The sequence below is a fragment of the Pseudomonas sp. H2_A10 genome, assembly GCF_054680085.1.
On record NZ_CP162821.1, the window covers coordinates 3,150,245 to 3,169,177 of the forward strand.

General features: G+C 61.9%; 15 protein-coding genes. 8 read left to right on the forward strand and 7 right to left on the reverse strand.

Annotated features, from left to right (window positions below):
* Positions 1 to 301 precede the first annotated feature (301 nt).
* From AB4O23_RS14665 to AB4O23_RS14675, 3 genes are all read right to left on the reverse strand, one after another.
* Positions 302 to 1,201 carry a hydroxymethylglutaryl-CoA lyase gene (locus AB4O23_RS14665; RefSeq protein WP_116077824.1) on the reverse strand — a complete coding sequence of 300 codons (900 nt, stop codon included), beginning with the start codon at positions 1,199 to 1,201 and terminating at the stop codon, positions 302 to 304.
* Between the two features lie 5 nt (positions 1,202 to 1,206).
* The gene (locus tag AB4O23_RS14670) at positions 1,207 to 1,611 is read right to left on the reverse strand and encodes a MerR family transcriptional regulator (RefSeq protein ID WP_460150178.1); all 405 of its coding nucleotides are present in this window, start codon (positions 1,609 to 1,611) and stop codon (positions 1,207 to 1,209) included.
* 84 nt (positions 1,612 to 1,695) lie between these two features.
* Positions 1,696 to 2,631 (reverse strand): LysR family transcriptional regulator, encoded by a 936-nt coding sequence (locus AB4O23_RS14675; RefSeq protein WP_017527123.1) that lies wholly within the window; start codon positions 2,629 to 2,631, stop codon positions 1,696 to 1,698.
* A gap of 166 nt (positions 2,632 to 2,797) precedes the next feature.
* On the opposite strand from AB4O23_RS14675, the gene AB4O23_RS14680 reads away from it, so the two are divergent.
* Positions 2,798 to 4,027: an acyl-CoA dehydrogenase gene (locus tag AB4O23_RS14680; RefSeq protein ID WP_017527124.1), complete on the forward strand. Its 1,230-nt coding sequence runs from the start codon at positions 2,798 to 2,800 to the stop codon at positions 4,025 to 4,027.
* 51 nt (positions 4,028 to 4,078) lie between these two features.
* On the opposite strand, the gene AB4O23_RS14685 is transcribed toward AB4O23_RS14680, so the two are convergent.
* Entirely contained in the window at positions 4,079 to 5,410 is a 1,332-nt protein-coding gene (locus AB4O23_RS14685) for a substrate-binding domain-containing protein (protein ID WP_068931689.1), read from the reverse strand.
* 129 nt (positions 5,411 to 5,539) lie between these two features.
* Complete coding sequence (gene xthA, locus AB4O23_RS14690) at positions 5,540 to 6,352, reverse strand: exodeoxyribonuclease III (RefSeq protein WP_017527126.1); 813 nt, start codon at positions 6,350 to 6,352, stop codon at positions 5,540 to 5,542.
* A 169-nt stretch (positions 6,353 to 6,521) separates the two neighbouring features.
* On the opposite strand from xthA, the gene AB4O23_RS14695 reads away from it, so the two are divergent.
* The 7 genes from AB4O23_RS14695 to AB4O23_RS14725 all read left to right on the forward strand — a co-directional run bounded on the left by AB4O23_RS14695 (position 6,522) and on the right by AB4O23_RS14725 (position 17,490).
* Positions 6,522 to 7,172 (forward strand): GNAT family N-acetyltransferase, encoded by a 651-nt coding sequence (locus AB4O23_RS14695; protein WP_017527127.1) that lies wholly within the window; start codon positions 6,522 to 6,524, stop codon positions 7,170 to 7,172.
* Positions 7,173 to 7,236: 64 nt separating this feature from the next.
* Complete coding sequence (locus AB4O23_RS14700) at positions 7,237 to 8,964, forward strand: autotransporter assembly complex protein TamA (protein ID WP_460063747.1); 1,728 nt, start codon at positions 7,237 to 7,239, stop codon at positions 8,962 to 8,964.
* Positions 8,964 to 12,635, forward strand: coding sequence for a translocation/assembly module TamB domain-containing protein (locus AB4O23_RS14705; protein ID WP_460150180.1), 3,672 nt, complete (start codon positions 8,964 to 8,966; stop codon positions 12,633 to 12,635). The genes AB4O23_RS14700 and AB4O23_RS14705 overlap by 1 nt, the downstream gene beginning before the upstream one ends.
* A gap of 189 nt (positions 12,636 to 12,824) precedes the next feature.
* The gene (locus tag AB4O23_RS14710) at positions 12,825 to 13,295 is read left to right on the forward strand and encodes a MarR family winged helix-turn-helix transcriptional regulator (RefSeq protein WP_017527130.1); all 471 of its coding nucleotides are present in this window, start codon (positions 12,825 to 12,827) and stop codon (positions 13,293 to 13,295) included.
* The gene (locus tag AB4O23_RS14715; RefSeq protein WP_460069587.1) at positions 13,295 to 14,746 is read left to right on the forward strand and encodes an efflux transporter outer membrane subunit; all 1,452 of its coding nucleotides are present in this window, start codon (positions 13,295 to 13,297) and stop codon (positions 14,744 to 14,746) included. The genes AB4O23_RS14710 and AB4O23_RS14715 overlap by 1 nt, the downstream gene beginning before the upstream one ends.
* Before the next feature lie 15 nt (positions 14,747 to 14,761).
* On the forward strand, positions 14,762 to 15,961 hold the full coding sequence (locus tag AB4O23_RS14720; protein WP_017527132.1) for an efflux RND transporter periplasmic adaptor subunit: 1,200 nt from the start codon (positions 14,762 to 14,764) through the stop codon (positions 15,959 to 15,961).
* On the forward strand, positions 15,961 to 17,490 hold the full coding sequence (locus AB4O23_RS14725) for a DHA2 family efflux MFS transporter permease subunit (RefSeq protein ID WP_017527133.1): 1,530 nt from the start codon (positions 15,961 to 15,963) through the stop codon (positions 17,488 to 17,490). The genes AB4O23_RS14720 and AB4O23_RS14725 overlap by 1 nt, the downstream gene beginning before the upstream one ends.
* Before the next feature lie 65 nt (positions 17,491 to 17,555).
* Here the strand turns inward: AB4O23_RS14725 and lpxH are convergent, their stop codons facing one another.
* Both lpxH and AB4O23_RS14735 read right to left on the reverse strand, forming a co-directional pair.
* Positions 17,556 to 18,305 (reverse strand): UDP-2,3-diacylglucosamine diphosphatase, encoded by a 750-nt coding sequence (gene lpxH / locus AB4O23_RS14730; RefSeq protein ID WP_017527134.1) that lies wholly within the window; start codon positions 18,303 to 18,305, stop codon positions 17,556 to 17,558.
* Positions 18,302 to 18,808: a peptidylprolyl isomerase gene (locus AB4O23_RS14735; protein ID WP_065877469.1), complete on the reverse strand. Its 507-nt coding sequence runs from the start codon at positions 18,806 to 18,808 to the stop codon at positions 18,302 to 18,304. Before AB4O23_RS14735 ends, lpxH begins: the two co-directional genes overlap by 4 nt.
* Positions 18,809 to 18,933: the final 125 nt, after the last annotated feature.

Genomic DNA, 18,933 nt, shown 5'->3' on the forward strand with positions numbered 1-18,933 from the left:
TGCGGGTTTCGGCAAGCCGTACCCTGCGAAGCACATCTTCTCCAAAAAAATCTGTTAGCTGCGTCTCTGCCGTGTTGTTTTTGTTATGTCAGAGTCGTTTCGTCTTATTTTTATTAGGTTTGGTGCTTTTTATTCTTGTTATGCAATAGAGATAGCAGAAGGCGTGCCAACTTTTAAAAGTCGTTTAAATTCAATGGCTTGAGTTTTTTAGGGGAAATGCCACGCGGCCAATGCCCCACAATATGTTCCCGTGTTACTCGATGTGTAGAGGCTCGGTAACACATTGTCACAAGCCTTCTACTCAAACCGCACTGCGCGCCTTGGCCACCCGTGAGCCGGTAGGCCGGCCCAGTACCGTACTGATTTGCCGGCCCGCAAGAATCAAGGCCTCCAGGTCGATACCGGTGTCGATCCCCAAGCCATTGAGCAGGTACACCACATCCTCGGTGGCGACGTTACCGCTTGCGCCCTTGGCATAGGGGCAGCCGCCAAGGCCCGCGATAGAGCTGTCGAACACCTGGATGCCCTCCAGCAGGCTGGCGTAGATATTGGCAATCGCCTGGCCGTAGGTGTCATGGAAGTGACCGGCCAGTTTGTCCCGTGGCACCTGGGCACCCACCACCTCAAACAGCCGCCGCGTGGCGCCCGCCGTGCCGGTGCCGATGGTGTCGCCCAGGGACACTTCATAACAGCCCATGGCGAACAGTTCGCGGGCAACCGCCGCCACCTGTTCCGGTGCGACCGAGCCTTCGTACGGGCAACCCAACACGCAGGACACATACCCGCGCACGCTCACCCCATGGGCTTTGGCGGCGGCCATGATCGGCACAAACCGTTCCAGGCTTTCGCTGATGGAGCAATTGATATTGCGCTGGGAAAACGCTTCGGACGCGGCCGCAAACACCGCGACTTCCTTCACCCCGGCCGCCAGGGCATCTTCAAAGCCGCGCAGGTTCGGCGCCAGCGCGCCGTAGGTCACGCCGGGCTTGCGCTGGATTTGCGCAAACACCTCGGCCGAACCGGCCATCTGCGGCACCCACTTGGGCGAGACAAAACTGCCGACTTCGATATAGCTCAAGCCCGCGGCGCTGAGAGCGTCCACCAGTTGCACTTTGTCGGCCACGCTGATGGGGTGGGCTTCGTTCTGCAAACCGTCGCGCGGGCCGACTTCCACCAGGCGTACGTAGGAGGGGAGGGACATGGCAGTTACCTTCTGATCAATGGCCGGCTCTGGCTCATGGTGTGCGCAAGGGCCTGGGTGCAGCGCTCTTCGGCGGTGTCCAGTTCCAGTTTCATCTGCTCGATATCCAGCAACTGCTGTTCCAGTTGCTCACGGCGCTCGGCGATTTTCGCCAGCATGCTGTTGAGCTGGATATGGTTGCCGCTGGTGGGGTCATAGAGTTCGATCAACTCGCGGCATTCGGCTAGGGAAAAGCCGATGCGTTTGCCGCGCAGGATCAGCTTGAGGCTGACCTTGTCCCGCGCCGAGTAGATGCGTTCCTGGCCCCGGCGCTCCGGGGCCAGCAAGCCTTGCTCTTCATAAAAGCGAATGGCGCGGGTGGTGATGTCGAGCTCGCGGGCGAGGTCGGAAATGCTGTAAGTGGTGCTCATGACGGTGCTCAAGGGTGGCTTGGGCGTTAGGCTAGTGGCTGGTTTACGTTAACGTCAAGGGCTGCTTTGCAGCCCCGGCGCAGGTCAAGCCTGCTTGCCATCCAGTTTTTTCTCATGGGCCGTCACTTGCTGGCACAACTCGATCATCTGTTCGCGCATCCAGCGGTTGGCCGGGTCCTGGTCGGTGCTTTCGTGCCAGTACAAATGGGTTTCCACCGGCGGCACATCATTGACCGGCAAATTGAACCAGTGCAGTTCATGGCGCCGGGCGAAGCGTTCGGGCACGGTCATGACCATATCGGTCTGCTGCAGCACTTGCGAGGCCATCAGGTAATGCTGGGAGCGCAGGGCGATCTTGCGCTGCAGGCCCATCTTGCCGAGGGCCAGGTCGACATGGCCCAAGCCGTTGCGGCGGCTGGAGATATGGATATGGGTCAGCCCCATGTAATCGTCCAGGGTCAGTTTGTCTTTACCCACCATCGGGTGGCCCTTGCGCATGGCGCACACGTAGCGGTCTTCCATCAGCTTGACATGGCGCACTTGCGGGTCGGTGTTGAGCGGCGCGTCCACCGCAAAGTCCAGGCGGCCGGCGGCCAGTTCCTTGGTGGTTTCGCGGCGCTTGGACAGGAAACTCTCGATCACCACCGTCGGCGCCAGGCGGCGCAGGCGCTGGAACAGCAGCGGCAAGATCACCGCCTCCGTCAGGTCGGTCATGCTGATGCGGTAGGTCTTGGCCGCCTGTTGCGGGTTGAAAATGCGGCTTTCCTGCACCGACACCCGCAGCAACGACAGCGCATTGCGCACCGGCCCGATGATGTTCTGCGCCATGGGCGTAGGCACCATGCCTTGGGCGGTGCGCACGAAAAGCGGGTCGTTGAAGGTCTCGCGCAGGCGCGCCAATGCGTTGGACACCGCCGGCTGGGTGATGCCGACGATCTGCCCGGCGCGGGTCAGGTTGGCTTCGGTGTAGATCGCGTCGAAGACGATAAAGAGGTTGAGGTCGACCTTGCTCAGATTCATTGGGGTGCGCTCTTATTGTTAGGTGGCGATTTGTTGCGTGCCGAGGCGTCGATCATATATCGGTGATGAATGTTAATACACGCCGAGAATAGGCTAGGTAAATTATCAACGCTGTTCTAGCATCGATTGCATGACTTAAACAACCTCTCAGAGAAGGGAGCTGCTCATGGATTTCGCCTATTCGCCCAAGGTTCAGGAACTGCGTGAACGCGTCACCGCCTTCATGGACGCTTACGTCTACCCGGCTGAGCCGGTGTTCGAGCGCCAGGTCAGCGAAGGCGACCGCTGGCAGCCCACCGCAATCATGGAAGAGCTCAAGGCCCGCGCCAAAGCCGAGGGCCTGTGGAATCTGTTCCTGCCCGAGTCCGAACTGGGCGCCGGCCTGACCAACCTTGAGTACGCACCGCTGGCCGAAATCATGGGCCGATCCTTGCTGGGCCCGGAGCCGTTCAACTGCTCGGCCCCCGACACCGGCAACATGGAAGTGCTGGTGCGTTATGCCAACGAAGAGCAAAAGCACCGCTGGCTCGAGCCGCTGCTGCGCGGCGAGATCCGTTCGGCCTTCGCCATGACCGAACCCGACGTGGCCTCCTCGGACGCCACCAACATGGCCGCCCGCGCCGAACGCCAGGGCGACGAATGGGTGATCAACGGTAAAAAGTGGTGGACCTCCGGCGCCTGCGACCCGCGCTGCAAGATCCTGATCTTCATGGGCCTGAGCAATCCGGATGCGCCGCGCCACCAACAGCACTCGATGATCCTGGTGCCGGTGGACACCCCCGGGGTGAAAATCGTACGGCCGCTGCCGGTGTTCGGCTACGACGACGCGCCCCACGGCCACGCCGAAGTGCTGTTCGACAACGTGCGCGTGCCGTATGAAAACGTCTTGCTCGGCGAAGGCCGCGGCTTTGAAATCGCCCAGGGCCGTCTTGGCCCGGGCCGTATCCATCACTGCATGCGCTCCATCGGCATGGCCGAGCGTGCGCTGGAATTGATGTGCAAACGCTCGGTCAGCCGCAGCGCATTTGGCAAGCCGTTAGCCCGTTTGGGCGGCAATATCGACAAGATCGCCGACTCACGGATGGAAATCGACATGGCGCGCCTGCTGACGTTAAAAGCCGCCTACATGATGGACACCGTGGGTAATAAAGTGGCGAAAAGCGAAATCGCCCAAATCAAGGTGGTGGCACCGAACGTGGCCTTGAAAGTGATCGACCGCGCCATTCAGATCCATGGCGGAGCGGGCGTGTCCAATGACTTCCCGCTGGCCTACATGTACGCCATGCAACGTACCCTGCGCCTGGCCGACGGCCCGGACGAAGTGCACCGCGCAGCCATCGGCAAATTCGAGATCGGCAAGTACGTGCCCAAAGAGCTGATGCGCGGCGGGCAGTAAGATCGCGTCGCCTGTATCGGGAGCAAGCCTGAGCCCCGCAAGGCTCAGGTTTTAATACACCCAGACCTCCACCCGCCGATTCTTGATCCGGCCTTCATCCGCGGTATTCGCCGCCACCGGCATCTGCGCGCCAAACCCGCGAATGTCCCTGAGCACCACGCCGTTTTTTACCAACTCGCGACGCACCGCCATCGCCCTCAGCTTCGACAGCAACGCGGCCCGCTGCGGGTCATTCTTGGCGTCGCCGAACCCCACCAGTGTCACCTGTTTATCCAGCTTGGCGTGGTTGCGCAGGTACGCCACCACCCGCTGCAGATCCTGGCGCGCTTTGTTATCCAGGCTGGCGCTGCCTTCTTCGAAACGAAAATTCACCGTCAGCCGCTGGGCATCGCGGGCGATGGCTTGATAGTCCTCGGGCATCGACCCGCGCGCTTGCACCGCCATCGCCTGCACCTGCTGCGCGATAAACCCGTTGGCCGCGACGATGGCCTGGCCCTTGCTGCTCTGGGCAAACTCCACCAGTGCCTTGGCCCATGGGTTGTGGCCTGCCGGCGGCAAATAAAAGAACAGCCGCCGGGACAGTGGGTAATCCTCGGTGGCAATCAGGCTGTTGAGCGGCAACATGGGTTGTGAGTCGCCGTCCACAATCGCCACGGCCTTGGCCTGGCGTACATAGGGCAGGCCGATAAACCCGATGCCTTGGGCGTCCTGGCTCACCGCATCCGACAACTGCTCGCTCGACTCGAAACGCTTGGCCGAAGCGACGAGGGGCTTGCCACGCAAGCGCAGCACCAGTTCCTTGAAGGTGTCGTAGGTGCCGGACTGATCATCCCGCGCATACACATGGATAGGCCCGCCGATACCGCCCAGCGCCTCCCAGGTGCTGACTTCACCGTTGAAGACTTGCGCCAGTTGCTCGGTGTTCAAGGTATTCAGCGGGTTTTGCGGGTTGAGGATGATCGCCAAGCCGTCAATGGCGATCACCTGTTCGGCGCCGGGGCTTTTCAGGTCGCCGAGGGGCTCGAGGTCGACCAGCTCATTGTCCTTGATCGGGCGGGATGAAGCCGCGAGGTCGGCCGTGGAGTTTTTCAGCGCAGCAAAACCCGTGCTGGAACCATGAGCCGCCACTTCGACAGTGACCGACTTCCCCTGGCGAGTCTTGCCGATCACACGCTGCTCGTTGGCGCCGGCCGGCTCAGTGTGTATCGCCTGCAAGCCCTGTTGCTCCATCAATCCCTTGGCCAACGCAGGTCCCAGCGCCGCGCCGATGGTGTTGGAGCCCTGGATGCGCAACGCGGGGCCTTGTTCGGGGACGGGTAGGGGAGTGGCCATGGCGCAGAGGGGCACCGCGCAACACAACAGAAACAGAACGCGCAGCGTCATGCCGGCACCTTCTCAAGCCAAAGGGAGTGCCGCGAGATTAAGTCAGTTGGATTGCAATAATGTGACTGGCAATCAAGCGATCAAATGTGGGAAAGCCCTCCCACATTCAACCCAAGACGGTGAGGGGGATCAGCTCAGTTCAAGCCAGATCGGCGCATGGTCCGACGGCTTTTCCAGGCCGCGCAAATCGTAATCCACACCGGCATCCTTGACCCGCTGCACCAGGCCAGTGGACGCCATGATCACGTCAATGCGCAGCCCACGCTTGGGCTCATCTTCAAACCCACGGCTGCGGTAGTCGAACCAGCTGAAGCGGTCGGCCACGTCCGGGTTGAGGTGGCGGAAGCTGTCCACCAGGCCCCAGTTCTTCAAGCGGGCCATCCACTCGCGCTCTTCCGGCAGGAAGCTGCACTTGCCGGTTTTCAGCCAGCGCTTGGCGTTGTCGGGGCCGATGCCAATGTCGCAATCTTCCGGGGAAATATTCACGTCGCCCATCACCACCAGCGCCTGGTCATTGCTGAACTGGCTTTCCAGCAGGTGCTGCAAATCTTCGTAGAACCGTTGCTTGGCCGGAAACTTGGTAGGGTGGTCGCGGCTTTCGCCTTGGGGGAAATAGCCATTCATGATGGTGATCGGCTGGCCGTTTTCATCGGCGAAGGTGCCCCAGATAAAGCGGCGCTGGGCGTCTTCTTCATCGCTGGCAAAACCTTTGTTCACGCTCAGTGCTTCCTTGCGCGAAAGCAAGGCCACCCCGTAATGGCCTTTTTGGCCGTGGTAATACACGTGGTAGCCAAGGGCCTGTACTTCGGCCAGGGGGAACTGATCGTCGTGGACTTTGGTTTCCTGCAGGCCGATCACATCCGGTTGGTGCTTTTCAATCAGCGCCGCCAACTGATGGGGGCGGGCGCGCAGCCCGTTGATATTGAAGGAGACGATTTTCATGGTCGGCAGTCCGGTCCTGGCAAAAGGGCGATGCTAGCCGACAAGTCAGACGGGGGCCAGCGTGGCGGTAGCACAGTTGCACTGCTAAGGTCTGAGAACGATTTGTGCCGCGCAGGTTCGTACCCATACGAACGCCATCGTTTAAATGGCGCCCAGGGAGATTGACCGTATGCCTGAAACTTCGACTGCCGTTGCTGAAATCCGCCTGCTCAACAGCGGGTACTCCCGCGAGGCCCGCTCACTGCTGTACCAGGCTTATCGGCATGAGCCGACGTTCGCCTATATCTTCGAAGCAGAGCGTACCGGCTATGAACAACGGGTACGCGCCACGGTGCGCGAACTGGTCAAGCAACACTTTTTCCAGAAGCTGCCTGCCATTGGGCTGTTCGTGAATGATCGGCTGATCGGTATTGCCCTGATCGCCCCGCCGCAACGGCGCCTGGGAATTACCGAGAGCTGGGCCTGGCAGTTGCGCATGTGGCTGAGCACCGGCGTACGCGGTACGCGGCGTTACCTCGACTACCATCACGCGGTGCTGGCGTGCCTGCCCAGCGAGTCGGTGCACGTGCTGCCATTGTTGGGTATTCACCCACAGTTCCAGGGCAAGCACTACGGCGAGCAGTTGCTGGAGGCGGTCCACAACTGGTGCGCCGACGACCCGCATTCGTCCGGGGTGGTGCTGGATACCGGAAACTCACGGTATCTGGATTTCTATAAACGCCAGGGCTACGAGGAAATCGGCGAAGTGGCTGTAGGGCCTATCCTGGAGCACGTGTTTTTCCATCCCAACCCGCAGTCGTTACAGGCGACAACGGCTTAGAACAGAATTATTCAGATAATTCTCAGTTCAACGTAACTCTTCAGCTCGTGTAGCATCCGCGCCTATGAGATTTCCAGGAAGATTTACCAGCGGCTTGGTTCTGCTGTTCACAAGCTGCGGCGCATTTGCACAAAGCGAATTGGACGTGCGGATCAAACCCTCGAACGACGCGTTGAAAGCCAACATCGAAGGCTATATCGGCGGGGTGGGCGATCGTGATGAAGAGGCCTTGCTACGGTTCAGCCGTGGCGCCGAGGAGCAGGCGCGCAAAGCCGCCCAGGCGTTGGGCTTTTATCAGCCACAGATCGAAAGTGACGTGAAGGGCGGCAAGAACCCGCGCCTGATCCTCACCATCGACCCCGGCGAACGGGTGCATTTACGTAACGTGACCTTGCGGGTCGATGGCCCGGCCGCGAACCTCAAGGCGTTTCGCGTGCCCGCCAGCAACGACCTCATTTCCGGCGCCGTGCTCAACCATGGCCACTACGAAGACGCCAAGCGGCTGATCCAGAACCAGGCCTCGCGCTACGGTTTTTTCAGCGGGCGGTTTACCCGTCAGAAACTGGCGGTGGACCCCCAGGCCGGCGTTGCCGATATCGAACTTGTCTACGACAGCGGCCCGCGCTACACCCTGGGCATGGTCAACTTCGCCGGCGACACGCCGTTCGACGAAGAGCTGCTGCAACGCATGGTGCCCTTCAAGGCCGGCGACCCGTACGACTCCGAACTGATCGCCGAACTCAACCAGAACCTGCAAGCCAGCGGCTTTTTCGAGGGCGTGCGCGTGGACGCCGCTCCGGCGGCATCGGCCAACGATGTCATCCCGGTCGCCGTACGCCTGCAAACCCGCAAGCCACGCACCATGGGCCTGGGCCTGGGGTTTTCCACCGACGTCGGGCCGCGCGGCAAAGCCAACTGGACGCGCCACTGGGTCAACCCCCAAGGCCACAGTTATGGCTGGGAAACCGAACTGTCGGCGCCGCGGCAGAACGTCGGGCTGTGGTACGACATCCCGCTGGACCCACCGCTTACCGACAAACTGCGTTTCGCCGGTGGCTACCAGAATGAAGAACTGGCCAACACCGACACCCTGAGTAAATTGCTCACCGTGGGCCCGGAATGGCACAGCAAGTTGCCCAGCGGCTGGACCCGGGTGATCTCGCTCAAATACCAGCGCGAGGAATATCGCCTGGGCGATGACTCGGGCCTGAGTAACCTGGTGATGCCGGGTGTCAGTTATTCCTACCTGCGCAGCGACAACCGCATCGACCCTCACCACGGCTACCGCCTGCAATTGGATACCCGGGTGGCCAAGGAAGGCTTGGGTTCGGACACCAACCTGCTTTACGGCACGGCCATGGTCAAAGGCCTCACCACCTTGTGGGACAACCACCGTTTCCTGGCGCGGGCCCAGTTCGGCGGCAGCGCCACCAATGGCTACAAGTCGGTACCGCCGTCGCTGCGCTTCTTTGCCGGTGGCGACCAGAGCGTGCGCGGCTACGAGTACCAGACCTTGTCCCCCGAAAACGATCGCGGCGACCGCATCGGTGGCCGCTACATGGTGGCGTTGAGCGCCGAGTATCAATATTCGATTGCCGACAAATGGCGGATCGCGACGTTTATCGACCAAGGCAATTCCTTCAACAACCTGGAGCTGCCGAGCTTGAAAACCGGGGTCGGCATCGGTGTTCGCTGGGTGTCGCCCGTCGGCCCGATCCGCCTTGACCTGGCCCATGCCCTGCAAGACCCGGGCGGCATTCGTTTGCACTTTTCCATGGGGCCTGAGTTGTGATGCGTGGTTTGAAAATCGCGGGGCTGGCGCTTGTCGCTGTCCTCGCCGTGGTAGTGCTGGCGCTGTGGGTGGTACTCGGTACCCAGGCGGGCAGTCGCTGGGCCTTGGGCCGCTTGCCGGGGGTGAGCGTGGAGAACTTCCAGGGCCACTTGGGTGGGCAGTGGCGCGCCGATCATCTGCTGTGGCAGCAAGGCAGCAGCCGCGTGGAGCTGACTGCGCCGACCTTCGATTGGGCGCCGGCCTGCCTGCTGCGCATGACGCTGTGCATCAACCGGTTGGATGTGGAGCAGGTCAGCCTGCAATTTCCACCGAGTACCGAAGACAGCAGCGGCCCCATCACGTTGCCGGATTTGACGTTGCCGGTTGCCCTGCAGTTGGGCGACATTCGCGTCGCTAGCCTGCTGTTCAACGGCAGCGAGGAGCTCAAGGGTCTGCAATTGGCGGCGCATTGGACCGCCGCCGGCCTGCAGATCGATTCGGTGCAACTGCAGCGCGACGACCTGGCGTTGGACCTCACCGGCCTGCTGCAACCCACCGGCGATTGGCCGTTGACTGCCAGCGGCAACCTGAGCCTGCCTTACGCGCCCGGCGGCGCGCCTTGGAAAATCGCCCTCAAGGTCGATGGCAACCTGCTCGATACCCTCAAGCTCGACGCCGATAGCAGCGGCTACTTGGCAGCCAAGCTCACCGGCGAGCTGCAACCCTTGGTGGAAAACCTGCCGGCAACCGTGCATATCAAGGCTGACGGTTTCAAGCCCAGCGCCGATTTGCCCGACACCTTGCAACTCAATCAGCTCAACCTCAGCGCCCGAGGCGACCTGAAAAAGGGCTATCAACTGCTGGGCAAAGCCGCGCTGCCGGCGGAAAAAGGCCCGATAGACCTGCTGCTGCAAGGTAAGGTCGACGCCAAGGGCGCACAGATCGCCGGCCTGGGCCTGACTGCCGGGGATAAACAGAGCGTTAAACTCAGCGCCCAGCTGGATTGGCAACAAGGCTTCAGTGCCGACGCCAGGATCGATTGGATCGACTTCCCGTGGCATCGCCTTTATCCGCTGATCGACGCGCCGCAGGTAACATTGCGCACCTTCAACGGTGAGATCTCCTACAAAGATGGCAACTACCTCGGCAACCTCAAGGCCGACCTCGACGGCCCGGCGGGCAAGTTCAATGTAGTCACCCCGTTCAGCGGTGATCTTAAGCAAGTCTTCCTGCCCGAGCTGAAACTGACCGCAGGCCAGGGCAAGGCCGAAGGCCACCTGAACCTGCAGTTCGCCGATGGCATCGCCTGGGATACGGCGTTGGACCTGTCGGCGCTGAACCCGGCGTACTGGGTGGCTGAACTGCCCGGTACGCTGGCCGGGCCGCTGCGCAGCAAAGGCGAGTTCAAGAATGAGCAGCTCAAGCTCAACGCCGACCTCGACCTCAAGGGGCGCTTGCGGGGGCAAACGGCAGTGCTGGCGGCCAAGGCCGATGGCGCCGGCGAGCAATGGACCTTGGCGAACCTGGATATCCGCCTGGGTGACAACCGCATCAATGGCAGCGGCAGCCTGCAACAACGTCTGGCCGGGCAAATCGACATCAAGCTCGCGCGTCTGGCCCAGCTGTGGCCGCAGTTGCGTGGGCAGGTCAACGGTCGTCTCGATGTGGCCGGCAGCCTCAAGGCGCCCCACGGCAAACTCGACCTCAAGGGCCAGCAACTGGCGTTTGCCGACAACCGCCTGCAAAGCCTGAGCCTCGGCGCCACCCTGGATAATGCCCAGCGCGCGACCATCGATCTCAAGGGCAGCGGCATTCAAAGCGGCGAGACCCAACTGGGCACGCTCACCGCCGCCGCCCAGGGCGATATCAACACGCAAAAAGTCCAACTGGACCTGGCCGGCCCGTTGCTCAAACTGGCCCTGGCCCTGGACGGCAACCTCGACAAGGGCAACTGGCGCGGGCGCCTGGCCAGTGGTGATGTGCAAGCCGGCGGCCAGGACTGGAAACTGCAAGCCCCGGCGAAAATCGAGCGCCTGGCCGATGGCAAGCTGACCTTTGCTGCGCATTGCTGGGTGTCCGGTCCTGCCAGCCTTTGCGGCGAAGACCAGCGGCTGATGCCTGAGCCCAAACTGCGTTACCACCTCAAGCAATTCCCCCTCGACAGCCTCGCGGCGTTTTTGCCTAAAGACTTCGCCTGGCAGGGCAAGCTCAACGCCGACCTGCAGTTGGACCTGCCCAACAGTGGCCCCAAGGGCCTGGTCTCGGTGGATGCCAGTGGCGGCACCTTGCGCGTCAAGGACAAAGACCAGTGGCTGGATTTCCCGTATGACACGCTCAAGCTGGAAACCACCCTCAATCCCAAGCGCATCGACACACAACTGAACCTGCGCGGTGGCAAGCTGGGTGAGTTGCTGGTGCAGGCGCAGATCAACCCATTGCCGAAGAGCAAGCCGATGACGGGCAACTTCAGCCTCGTCGGCCTCGACCTGGCCGTGGCGCGACCCTTTGTACCGATGGTGGAAACCCTCGGCGGCACGCTCAACGGCAATGGACGCATCTCTGGGGGGCTATTGGCGCCGCAGGTCAACGGCAGCGTGAATCTGGTGGGCGGCGAAATTTCCGGGCCGGAACTGCCCATCAGCCTCGAAGGCTTGAATGTGCAGGCGTTGATCGCCGGTGAAAGCGTGCAGCTCAACGGTGGCTGGCGCAGCGGCAAGGCCGGGCAGGGCAGCCTCAAGGGCCGGATCGACTGGGGCCAGGCCCTGGCAGTGGACCTGAGCCTGCAAGGTTCGCAGTTGCCGGTGACGGTGGAGCCCTACGCGGTGCTCGAAGTGGCGCCCGACCTGAACATCAGCCTCAAGGATGACAAACTCGCCATCGTCGGCAAGGTGCGGATCCCCCGTGGTGACATCACCGTGCGCGAACTGCCGCCGTCGACCGTCAAGGTGTCGGACGACACGATCATCATTGGCAGCCAGACCGAAGAGGGCAAGCCGCCGATGGCCATGGCTATGGATATCGACGTGGCGGTGGGTGACGACCAGCTCAATTTCTCCGGCTTCGGCCTGACCGCCAAGGTGCAGGGCCACGTGCATATCGGCGACAACCTAGACACCCGTGGCGAGTTGTGGCTCAACGACGGCCGCTATCGCGCCTATGGCCAGAAACTCGACGTACGCCGCGCGCGCCTGCTGTTCGCCGGGCCCCTGGACCAGCCGTACCTGGATATCGAAGCCATCCGCAAGACCGACGACGTGGTGGCCGGCATCCGCCTCAGCGGCAGCGCCGAACAACCCACCACGCAAATCTTCTCGGAACCGGCCATGAGCCAGGAGCAGGCGCTGTCCTACCTGGTGCTGGGCCGCCCGCTGAGCACCACTGGCGAAGACAACAACATGCTCGCCCAAGCCGCCCTGGGCCTGGGCTTGATGGGCAGCGCAGGGGTGACATCCGACCTGACCAGGAACCTGGGCATCAAGGACTTTGAACTCGACACCCAGGGCAGTGGTAACAACACGGCGGTGGTGGCCAGCGGCAAGATCACCGAGAAACTCAGCCTGCGTTACGGCGTCGGGGTGTTCGAACCGGCCAGCACCATCGCCTTGCGCTACCTGCTGAGCAAGAAGGTGTACCTGGAAGTGGCCAGCGGCGTGGCCAGCTCGCTGGATATCTTCTACAAACGCGATTTCTGATCCTGAGGCGGTAAAAAAGTGGGCGGGGCGGGGCGACGATGCGACTTGCCCCCTCCCACATGGGGCCTCTTTCAATCCTCCTTCCTGAACAAATACCAAGCAACCTAATTATTCCATTTGACTTTCGCTGCCTAGGCAGTAACATCTCGTCATACATTCACTGCCTAGGCAGTAATAAGGTGACTTCCGATGTCCCACTTCACCCCTGACAACTTCCACAACTGCCACCTCGGCTTGTTGCTGGGCCGCGCGGCGATCCTCAAGGACCGCATCATCGACACCCATATGGAACCCCACGGCATTACCGCCGCGCAGTTCAAGGTGTTGATCATCATGGCGCAGTTCGGCGTCGACACCCCGGCCGAGCTGTGTCGCCACCTGTCGTTGGACAGCGGCTCGATGACCCGCATGCTCGACCGGCTGGAGCAAAAAGACTTGCTCAGCCGCAAGCGCTCCGAACTCGACCGCCGCCAAGTGCAGTTGGTACTGACCCCCGACGGCCAGCGCCTGGCGGACCTGCTGCCGTACATCGGCGCGCAAGCGTTGAACCAGTTGGCCGGCGCACTTGAGCCGGGCGAGCTGGAAACCCTGGAACGGATTCTCAAGAAAATTCTGATAGCTGCCGGTGACCCCATCACCCTGCAGCGGGTAGGTAAATAATGAACCCACGTGCCCTTTGCCTGGTGCTCGCGGCGATGAGCCTGGCCGGTTGCGCCAACTTCAGCGGCCTCGACACCCAAGGCCGGCGCCTCGACGCCAACACCTTGCAGGCGGGTAAATCCCTGAGCGGTGCGGCCCTGTCGAACGCCGCCTGGCCTCGCGCCGACTGGTGGAAAAGCCTCGGCGACCCGCAACTCGACGGCCTGATCCAGGAGGCCCTGCAAAACAGCCCCGACATGCAAGTGGCCAGCGCCCGTGCCCACCAGGCCCAGGCCGCTGCCTACGCCGCGAACGCCGCGCGCATGCCGACCCTGGACGCCAGCGCCGGCGTCAGCCGCTCGCGCCTGGCCCGGGACCAAGACCCGCGCGGTGAGGGCGATGCCTACTCCACCGTGCGTAATATTGGCGCCAGCTTCAATTACACCTTCGACCTGTGGGGTGGCCAGCGCGCCGCCTGGGAAGCCGCGTTGGGCCAGGCCCGTGCCGCCGAAGTCGACCAGCAGGCCGCGCGCCTGACCCTTGCCGCCGATGTGGCCAAGGCCTACAGCGACCTGGGCCAGGCGCATATCGTGCGCGACCTGGCCACCGATGACCTCAAGCGCACCCGGCAAATGCTTGAATTGAGCAAGCGACGCCTGAGCGCGGGCATCGACAGCCAATACCAGTACCAGCAGACCGAGAGCCTGGAAGCCAGCTCCCAGTCGCAACTGATCGACGCGGAAAAACAACTGCAGAGTGCCAAGATCGCCCTGGCGGTGTTGCTCGGCAAGGGCCCGGATCGCGGCAATGAGCTGGCACGCCCCAGCGTGTTGAAACCCGCCGCCGTTGCCGTCCCTTCGGTGCTGCCCGCCGAACTGTTGGGCCGTCGCCCGGACCTGATCGCCGCGCGCTGGCGGGTCGAGGCCGCGAGCAAGGACATCGCCGCGAGCAAGACGCGCTTCTACCCCAACCTCAACTTGAGCGCGAGCGCCGGGGCCGAGTCGTTGCTGGGGGACGCGATGTTTGGTTCGCCGAGCCGCTTCTTCAATATCGCACCGACTATTTCCCTGCCGATCTTCGACGGCGGCCGCCTGCGCGCCGACCTTGACGCGCGTGACGCCGACTACGACCTGGCGGTGGCGCAATACAACAAAACCCTGGTGCAGGCCTTGGGCGATATCGGCGACACGCTGTCGCAACTGCGCGAAACCGGCCGGCAGATCCAGGCCCAGCAACACGCCACCGACATTGCCCAGCAGTCCTACGACACCGTGGTTCAGCGCTACGGCTCCGGGGTCGGTAACTACCTGGATGTGCTCAGCATCGAGCAGCAATTGCTGCAGAGCCAGCGTCAGCTGGCGACCTTGAATGCCGGGCAAATCGCTCTGTCGATTCAATTGATGCAGGCCCTGGGCGGCGGCTTCGACGCCGACAACGTGGCATCGACCACCCCAGCCACACGCACGGAATAATTCGAGGTATTTGTCATGGCCACTGCCGAAAACACCCAAGCAACTGAACAACCGAAAGACAGCAACCCGCGCAAACGCAAAGTCATGCTGATCGGCCTGGCGCTGATCGTCATCCTCGGCGTCGTGGGCGTATGGGGCTGGTATGAATTTTACGGGCGCTTCAACGAAAGCACCGACGATGCCTATGTAAACGGCAACGTAGTGGAAATCACCCCGCTGGTCACCGGCACCGTGGTCAGCATCGGCGCCGACGATGGCGACCTGGTCCACGAAGGCCAGGTGCTGGTCAATTTCGACCCGAATGACGCTGCCGTCGGCCTGCAAAGTGCCCAGGCCAACCTGGCGCGCACCGTGCGCCAGGTGCGCGGTTTGTATAGCAACGTCGACGGCATGAAAGCCCAGGTGAACGCACAGAAAGCCGACGTGCAAACCGCCCAGGACAACTACAACCGCCGTAAGACATTGGCCCAGGGCGGGGCGATCTCCCAGGAAGAACTGTCCCACGCCCGTGACAGCCTGACCGCGGCGAAGAACGCGCTGACCAACCTTGAGCAGCAACTCAAGACCAGCAATGCGCTGGTGGATGACACCGTGATCAGCTCTCACCCCGACGTGCAGGCCGCCGCCGCGCAACTGCGCCAGGCCTACCTGACCAATGCGCGCAGCACCCTGATCGCTCCGGTGACCGGCTACGTGGCCAAGCGCACCGTGCAACTGGGCCAGCGCGTGCAACCGGGCACCGCGTTGATGGCGGTGATCCCGTTGAACCAACTGTGGATCGACGCCAACTTCAAGGAAACCCAACTGCGCGACATGCGCATCGGCCAACCGGTAGACATCGAGTCGGACATCTACGGCAGCGACGTGAAATTCAGCGGCACCGTCGACAGCCTCGGCGCCGGCACCGGCAGCGCGTTTGCCCTGTTGCCCGCGCAGAACGCTACCGGTAACTGGATCAAGATCGTGCAGCGGGTACCGGTGCGTATTCACATCAATGCCGAAGAACTGGCCAAGCACCCGCTGCGCGTGGGCTTGAGCACGGTGGTCAACGTGAACCTGCACGACCAGAGCGGCCCGGTGCTGGCGCAACAGCCACCGCAAAAGGCCTCGTTCACCACCAACGTGTATGACCGCCAATTGGCCGAGGCTGACGCCATGATCACCCAGTTGATCCATGACAACAGCGTCGCCGCTCCCAAGGCTGTGCAACGCTGATGAGCAATAACGCCTCCTTCACGCCACCCAGCCTGTTGATGGCCACCATTGGCCTGTCGCTGGCGACCTTTATGCAGGTGCTCGACACCACCATCGCCAACGTGGCGTTGCCGACCATTTCCGGCAACCTGGGTGTGAGTTCGGAGCAGGGCACCTGGGTGATCACCTCGTTTGCCGTGAGCAACGCCATCGCCTTGCCGCTCACCGGCTGGCTGAGCCGTCGCTTCGGCGAGGTGAAGCTGTTCCTGTGGGCAACCCTGCTGTTTGTGCTGGCCTCGTTCCTCTGCGGTATTTCTACCTCGATGCCCGAGCTGATCGGCTTTCGGGTGCTGCAAGGCCTGGTGGCCGGGCCGTTGTACCCGATGACCCAGACCCTGCTGATTGCGGTGTATCCGCCCGCCAGGCGCGGCATGGCCCTGGCGTTGCTGGCGATGGTCACAGTGGTGGCGCCGATTGCCGGGCCTATCCTCGGCGGCTGGATCACCGACAGCTACAGCTGGCCATGGATCTTTTTCATCAACGTGCCCATCGGTATCTTTGCGGCGATGGTGGTGCGTTCGCAGTTGAAAAAACGCCCGGTGGTGACCAGCTACCAGCCGATGGATTACGTCGGTTTGCTCAGCTTGATCGTGGGCGTCGGCGCCCTGCAGATCATCCTCGACAAGGGCAATGACCTGGACTGGTTCGAATCCAACTTCATCCTCATCGGCGCGGCGATTTCGGTGATTGCCCTGGCCGTGTTCGTGATCTGGGAAATGACCGACAAGCACCCAGTGGTCAACCTGCGCTTGTTTGCCTACCGCAACTTCCGTATCGGCACCATTGTGTTGATCGGCGGCTATGCGGGCTTCTTCGGCATCAACCTGATCCTGCCGCAGTGGCTGCAAACCCAGATGGGCTACACCGCCACCTGGGCCGGGCTGGCGGTGGCGCCGATCGGTATTCTGCCGGTGCTGATGTCGCCGTTCGTGGGTAAGTATGCGCACAAGTTCGACCTGCGCCTGCTGGCGGGGCTGTCGTTCCTGGCGATGGGGTTGAGTTGCTTCATGCGCGCCGGCTTCACTAACGAGGTGGACTTCACCCACATCGCCCTGGTGCAGTTGTTCATGGGCATCGGCGTGGCGCTGTTCTTCATGCCGACCTTGAGCATCCTGATGTCCGACCTGCCGCCGCAGCAGATTGCCGACGGCGCCGGCCTGGCCACTTTCCTGCGGACCCTGGGCGGCAGCTTTGCGGCGTCGCTCACCACATGGATCTGGATTCGCCGGGCCGACCAACACCATGCCTACATGAGCGAGAACATGACCGTTTATGACTCGGCCACGCGCGACGCCTTGCAGGCGCTGGGTGGGGCAGGGCAGAAGGCATACACGCAACTGGACCAGATACTGACCAGCCAGGCGTACATGATGTCCACCGTGGACTACTTCACCTTGATGGGGTGGATATTCGCCGGGTTGATGCTGTTGGTGTGGCTGGCCAAGCCGCCGTTTACCGCCAAGGCGGGGCCTGCGGCTTCAGGTCACTGACCGCTGAAGGCTGTAATGCAATTCAATTGGATCTCTATTCACGTTTGAACGACGGTGTGCTTGAGTCAGGCGCCAGGCAGCGCCAACTGCGGGTTCACAAAATCAAATGCCGCCAACGCGAACCCCTGCTCATCCACCTGCAAGGCCCAGCCTTGCTTGTCCCAGTCCCCCAGCACAATGCGCTTGGCCGCCTGGTCACCGATCTGCAATTTGTGGATGGCCGGGCGGTGGGTGTGGCCGTGGACCAGGGTACGCACGCCAAAGTGCTGCATCACCCGTGGCACTTCCTCGGGCGTCACATCGACAATGTCGTTGGCCTTCATGCGGGTTTGCGCACGGCTTTCACTGCGCAGCTTGCGCGCCAGCCTGTGGCGGGTACGCAAAGGCAGGTGACGCAGGATAAACAGCACGAGCGGGTTACGCAGGATGCGCCGCAGCTTCATATAGCCGAGGTCGCGGGTACACAGGCTGTCGCCGTGCATCAGCAGCACGGGTTCGCCGTAAAACTGCACGACACTCGGGTCCTTGAGCAGGGTGGCGCCTGCGGCTTTGCAGAACGCCTTGCCGATCAGGAAATCGCGGTTGCCGTGCATGATGAAAATCGGGGTGCCGCTGTCGCTCAGCTCACGCAGAGCCTCGCCAATCGAACGCTGGAAGGCGGTCATCCCATCGTCGCCAATCCAGGCTTCGAAGAAGTCCCCCAGAATGTACAACGCCTGGGCACCACGGGCGCGGCCGTGGAGCAGATCCAGAAACGCCCGGGTGATGTCCGGGCGCTCCTGTTCCAGATGCAAGTCTGAAATCAGCAATATCACGCTTCGATGATCTCGGCTTTCTCGACGATCACGTCTTCGGCGGGAACGTCCTGGTGACCGGCCTTGGAGGTGGTGGACACGCCTTTGATCTTGTCGACAACGTCGGTGCCTGCGGTGACTTTACCGAACACCGCGTAGCCCCAACCCTGCACGTTCTTGCCGCTGTGGTTCAGGAAGGCGTTGTCGGCGACGTTGATGAAGAACTGCGCGGAGGCCGAATGCGGCTCCATGGTACGGGCCATGGCGACGGTGTACTTGTCGTTGGAAAGGCCGTTATCCGCTTCGTTCTGGATGCTTGGGCGCTTGTCTTTCTTCTCTTTCATGCCCGGCTCGAAACCGCCGCCCTGGATCATGAAGTTGCCGATGACACGGTGGAAAACAGTGTTTTCGTAGTGGCCGGCCTTCACGTACTCGATGAAGTTGGCGACGGTGATCGGCGCTTTCTCGGCGTTCAGTTCGATGACGATGTCACCGTGGTTGGTGGTCAGTTTCACTTGAGTCATGTTCACTACTCTTTTCAGGGAATTCGTGGGTTTGGGCGAATAAACGCTTTACCTGTCTGGCTAAACGGCGGCCAAGGCGCGCAGTTTAGCCTGCCCTGTGCGAATTTCGAGGTGGTTTTTTACCG

What these genes read in the sequence shown, in the direction of transcription:
- AB4O23_RS14665 (WP_116077824.1), bottom strand. Translation starts at nt 1,201, where the DNA reads ATGTCCCTCCCCTCCTACGTACGCCTGGTGGAAGTCGGCCCGCGCGAC.
- AB4O23_RS14670 (WP_460150178.1), bottom strand. Translation starts at nt 1,611, where the DNA reads ATGAGCACCACTTACAGCATTTCCGACCTCGCCCGCGAGCTCGACATC.
- AB4O23_RS14675 (WP_017527123.1), bottom strand. Translation starts at nt 2,631, where the DNA reads ATGAATCTGAGCAAGGTCGACCTCAACCTCTTTATCGTCTTCGACGCG.
- AB4O23_RS14680 (WP_017527124.1), top strand. Translation starts at nt 2,798, where the DNA reads ATGGATTTCGCCTATTCGCCCAAGGTTCAGGAACTGCGTGAACGCGTC.
- AB4O23_RS14685 (WP_068931689.1), bottom strand. Translation starts at nt 5,410, where the DNA reads ATGACGCTGCGCGTTCTGTTTCTGTTGTGTTGCGCGGTGCCCCTCTGC.
- xthA (WP_017527126.1), bottom strand. Translation starts at nt 6,352, where the DNA reads ATGAAAATCGTCTCCTTCAATATCAACGGGCTGCGCGCCCGCCCCCAT.
- AB4O23_RS14695 (WP_017527127.1), top strand. Translation starts at nt 6,522, where the DNA reads ATGCCTGAAACTTCGACTGCCGTTGCTGAAATCCGCCTGCTCAACAGC.
- AB4O23_RS14700 (WP_460063747.1), top strand. Translation starts at nt 7,237, where the DNA reads ATGAGATTTCCAGGAAGATTTACCAGCGGCTTGGTTCTGCTGTTCACA.
- AB4O23_RS14705 (WP_460150180.1), top strand. Translation starts at nt 8,964, where the DNA reads ATGCGTGGTTTGAAAATCGCGGGGCTGGCGCTTGTCGCTGTCCTCGCC.
- AB4O23_RS14710 (WP_017527130.1), top strand. Translation starts at nt 12,825, where the DNA reads ATGTCCCACTTCACCCCTGACAACTTCCACAACTGCCACCTCGGCTTG.
- AB4O23_RS14715 (WP_460069587.1), top strand. Translation starts at nt 13,295, where the DNA reads ATGAACCCACGTGCCCTTTGCCTGGTGCTCGCGGCGATGAGCCTGGCC.
- AB4O23_RS14720 (WP_017527132.1), top strand. Translation starts at nt 14,762, where the DNA reads ATGGCCACTGCCGAAAACACCCAAGCAACTGAACAACCGAAAGACAGC.
- AB4O23_RS14725 (WP_017527133.1), top strand. Translation starts at nt 15,961, where the DNA reads ATGAGCAATAACGCCTCCTTCACGCCACCCAGCCTGTTGATGGCCACC.
- AB4O23_RS14735 (WP_065877469.1), bottom strand. Translation starts at nt 18,808, where the DNA reads ATGACTCAAGTGAAACTGACCACCAACCACGGTGACATCGTCATCGAA.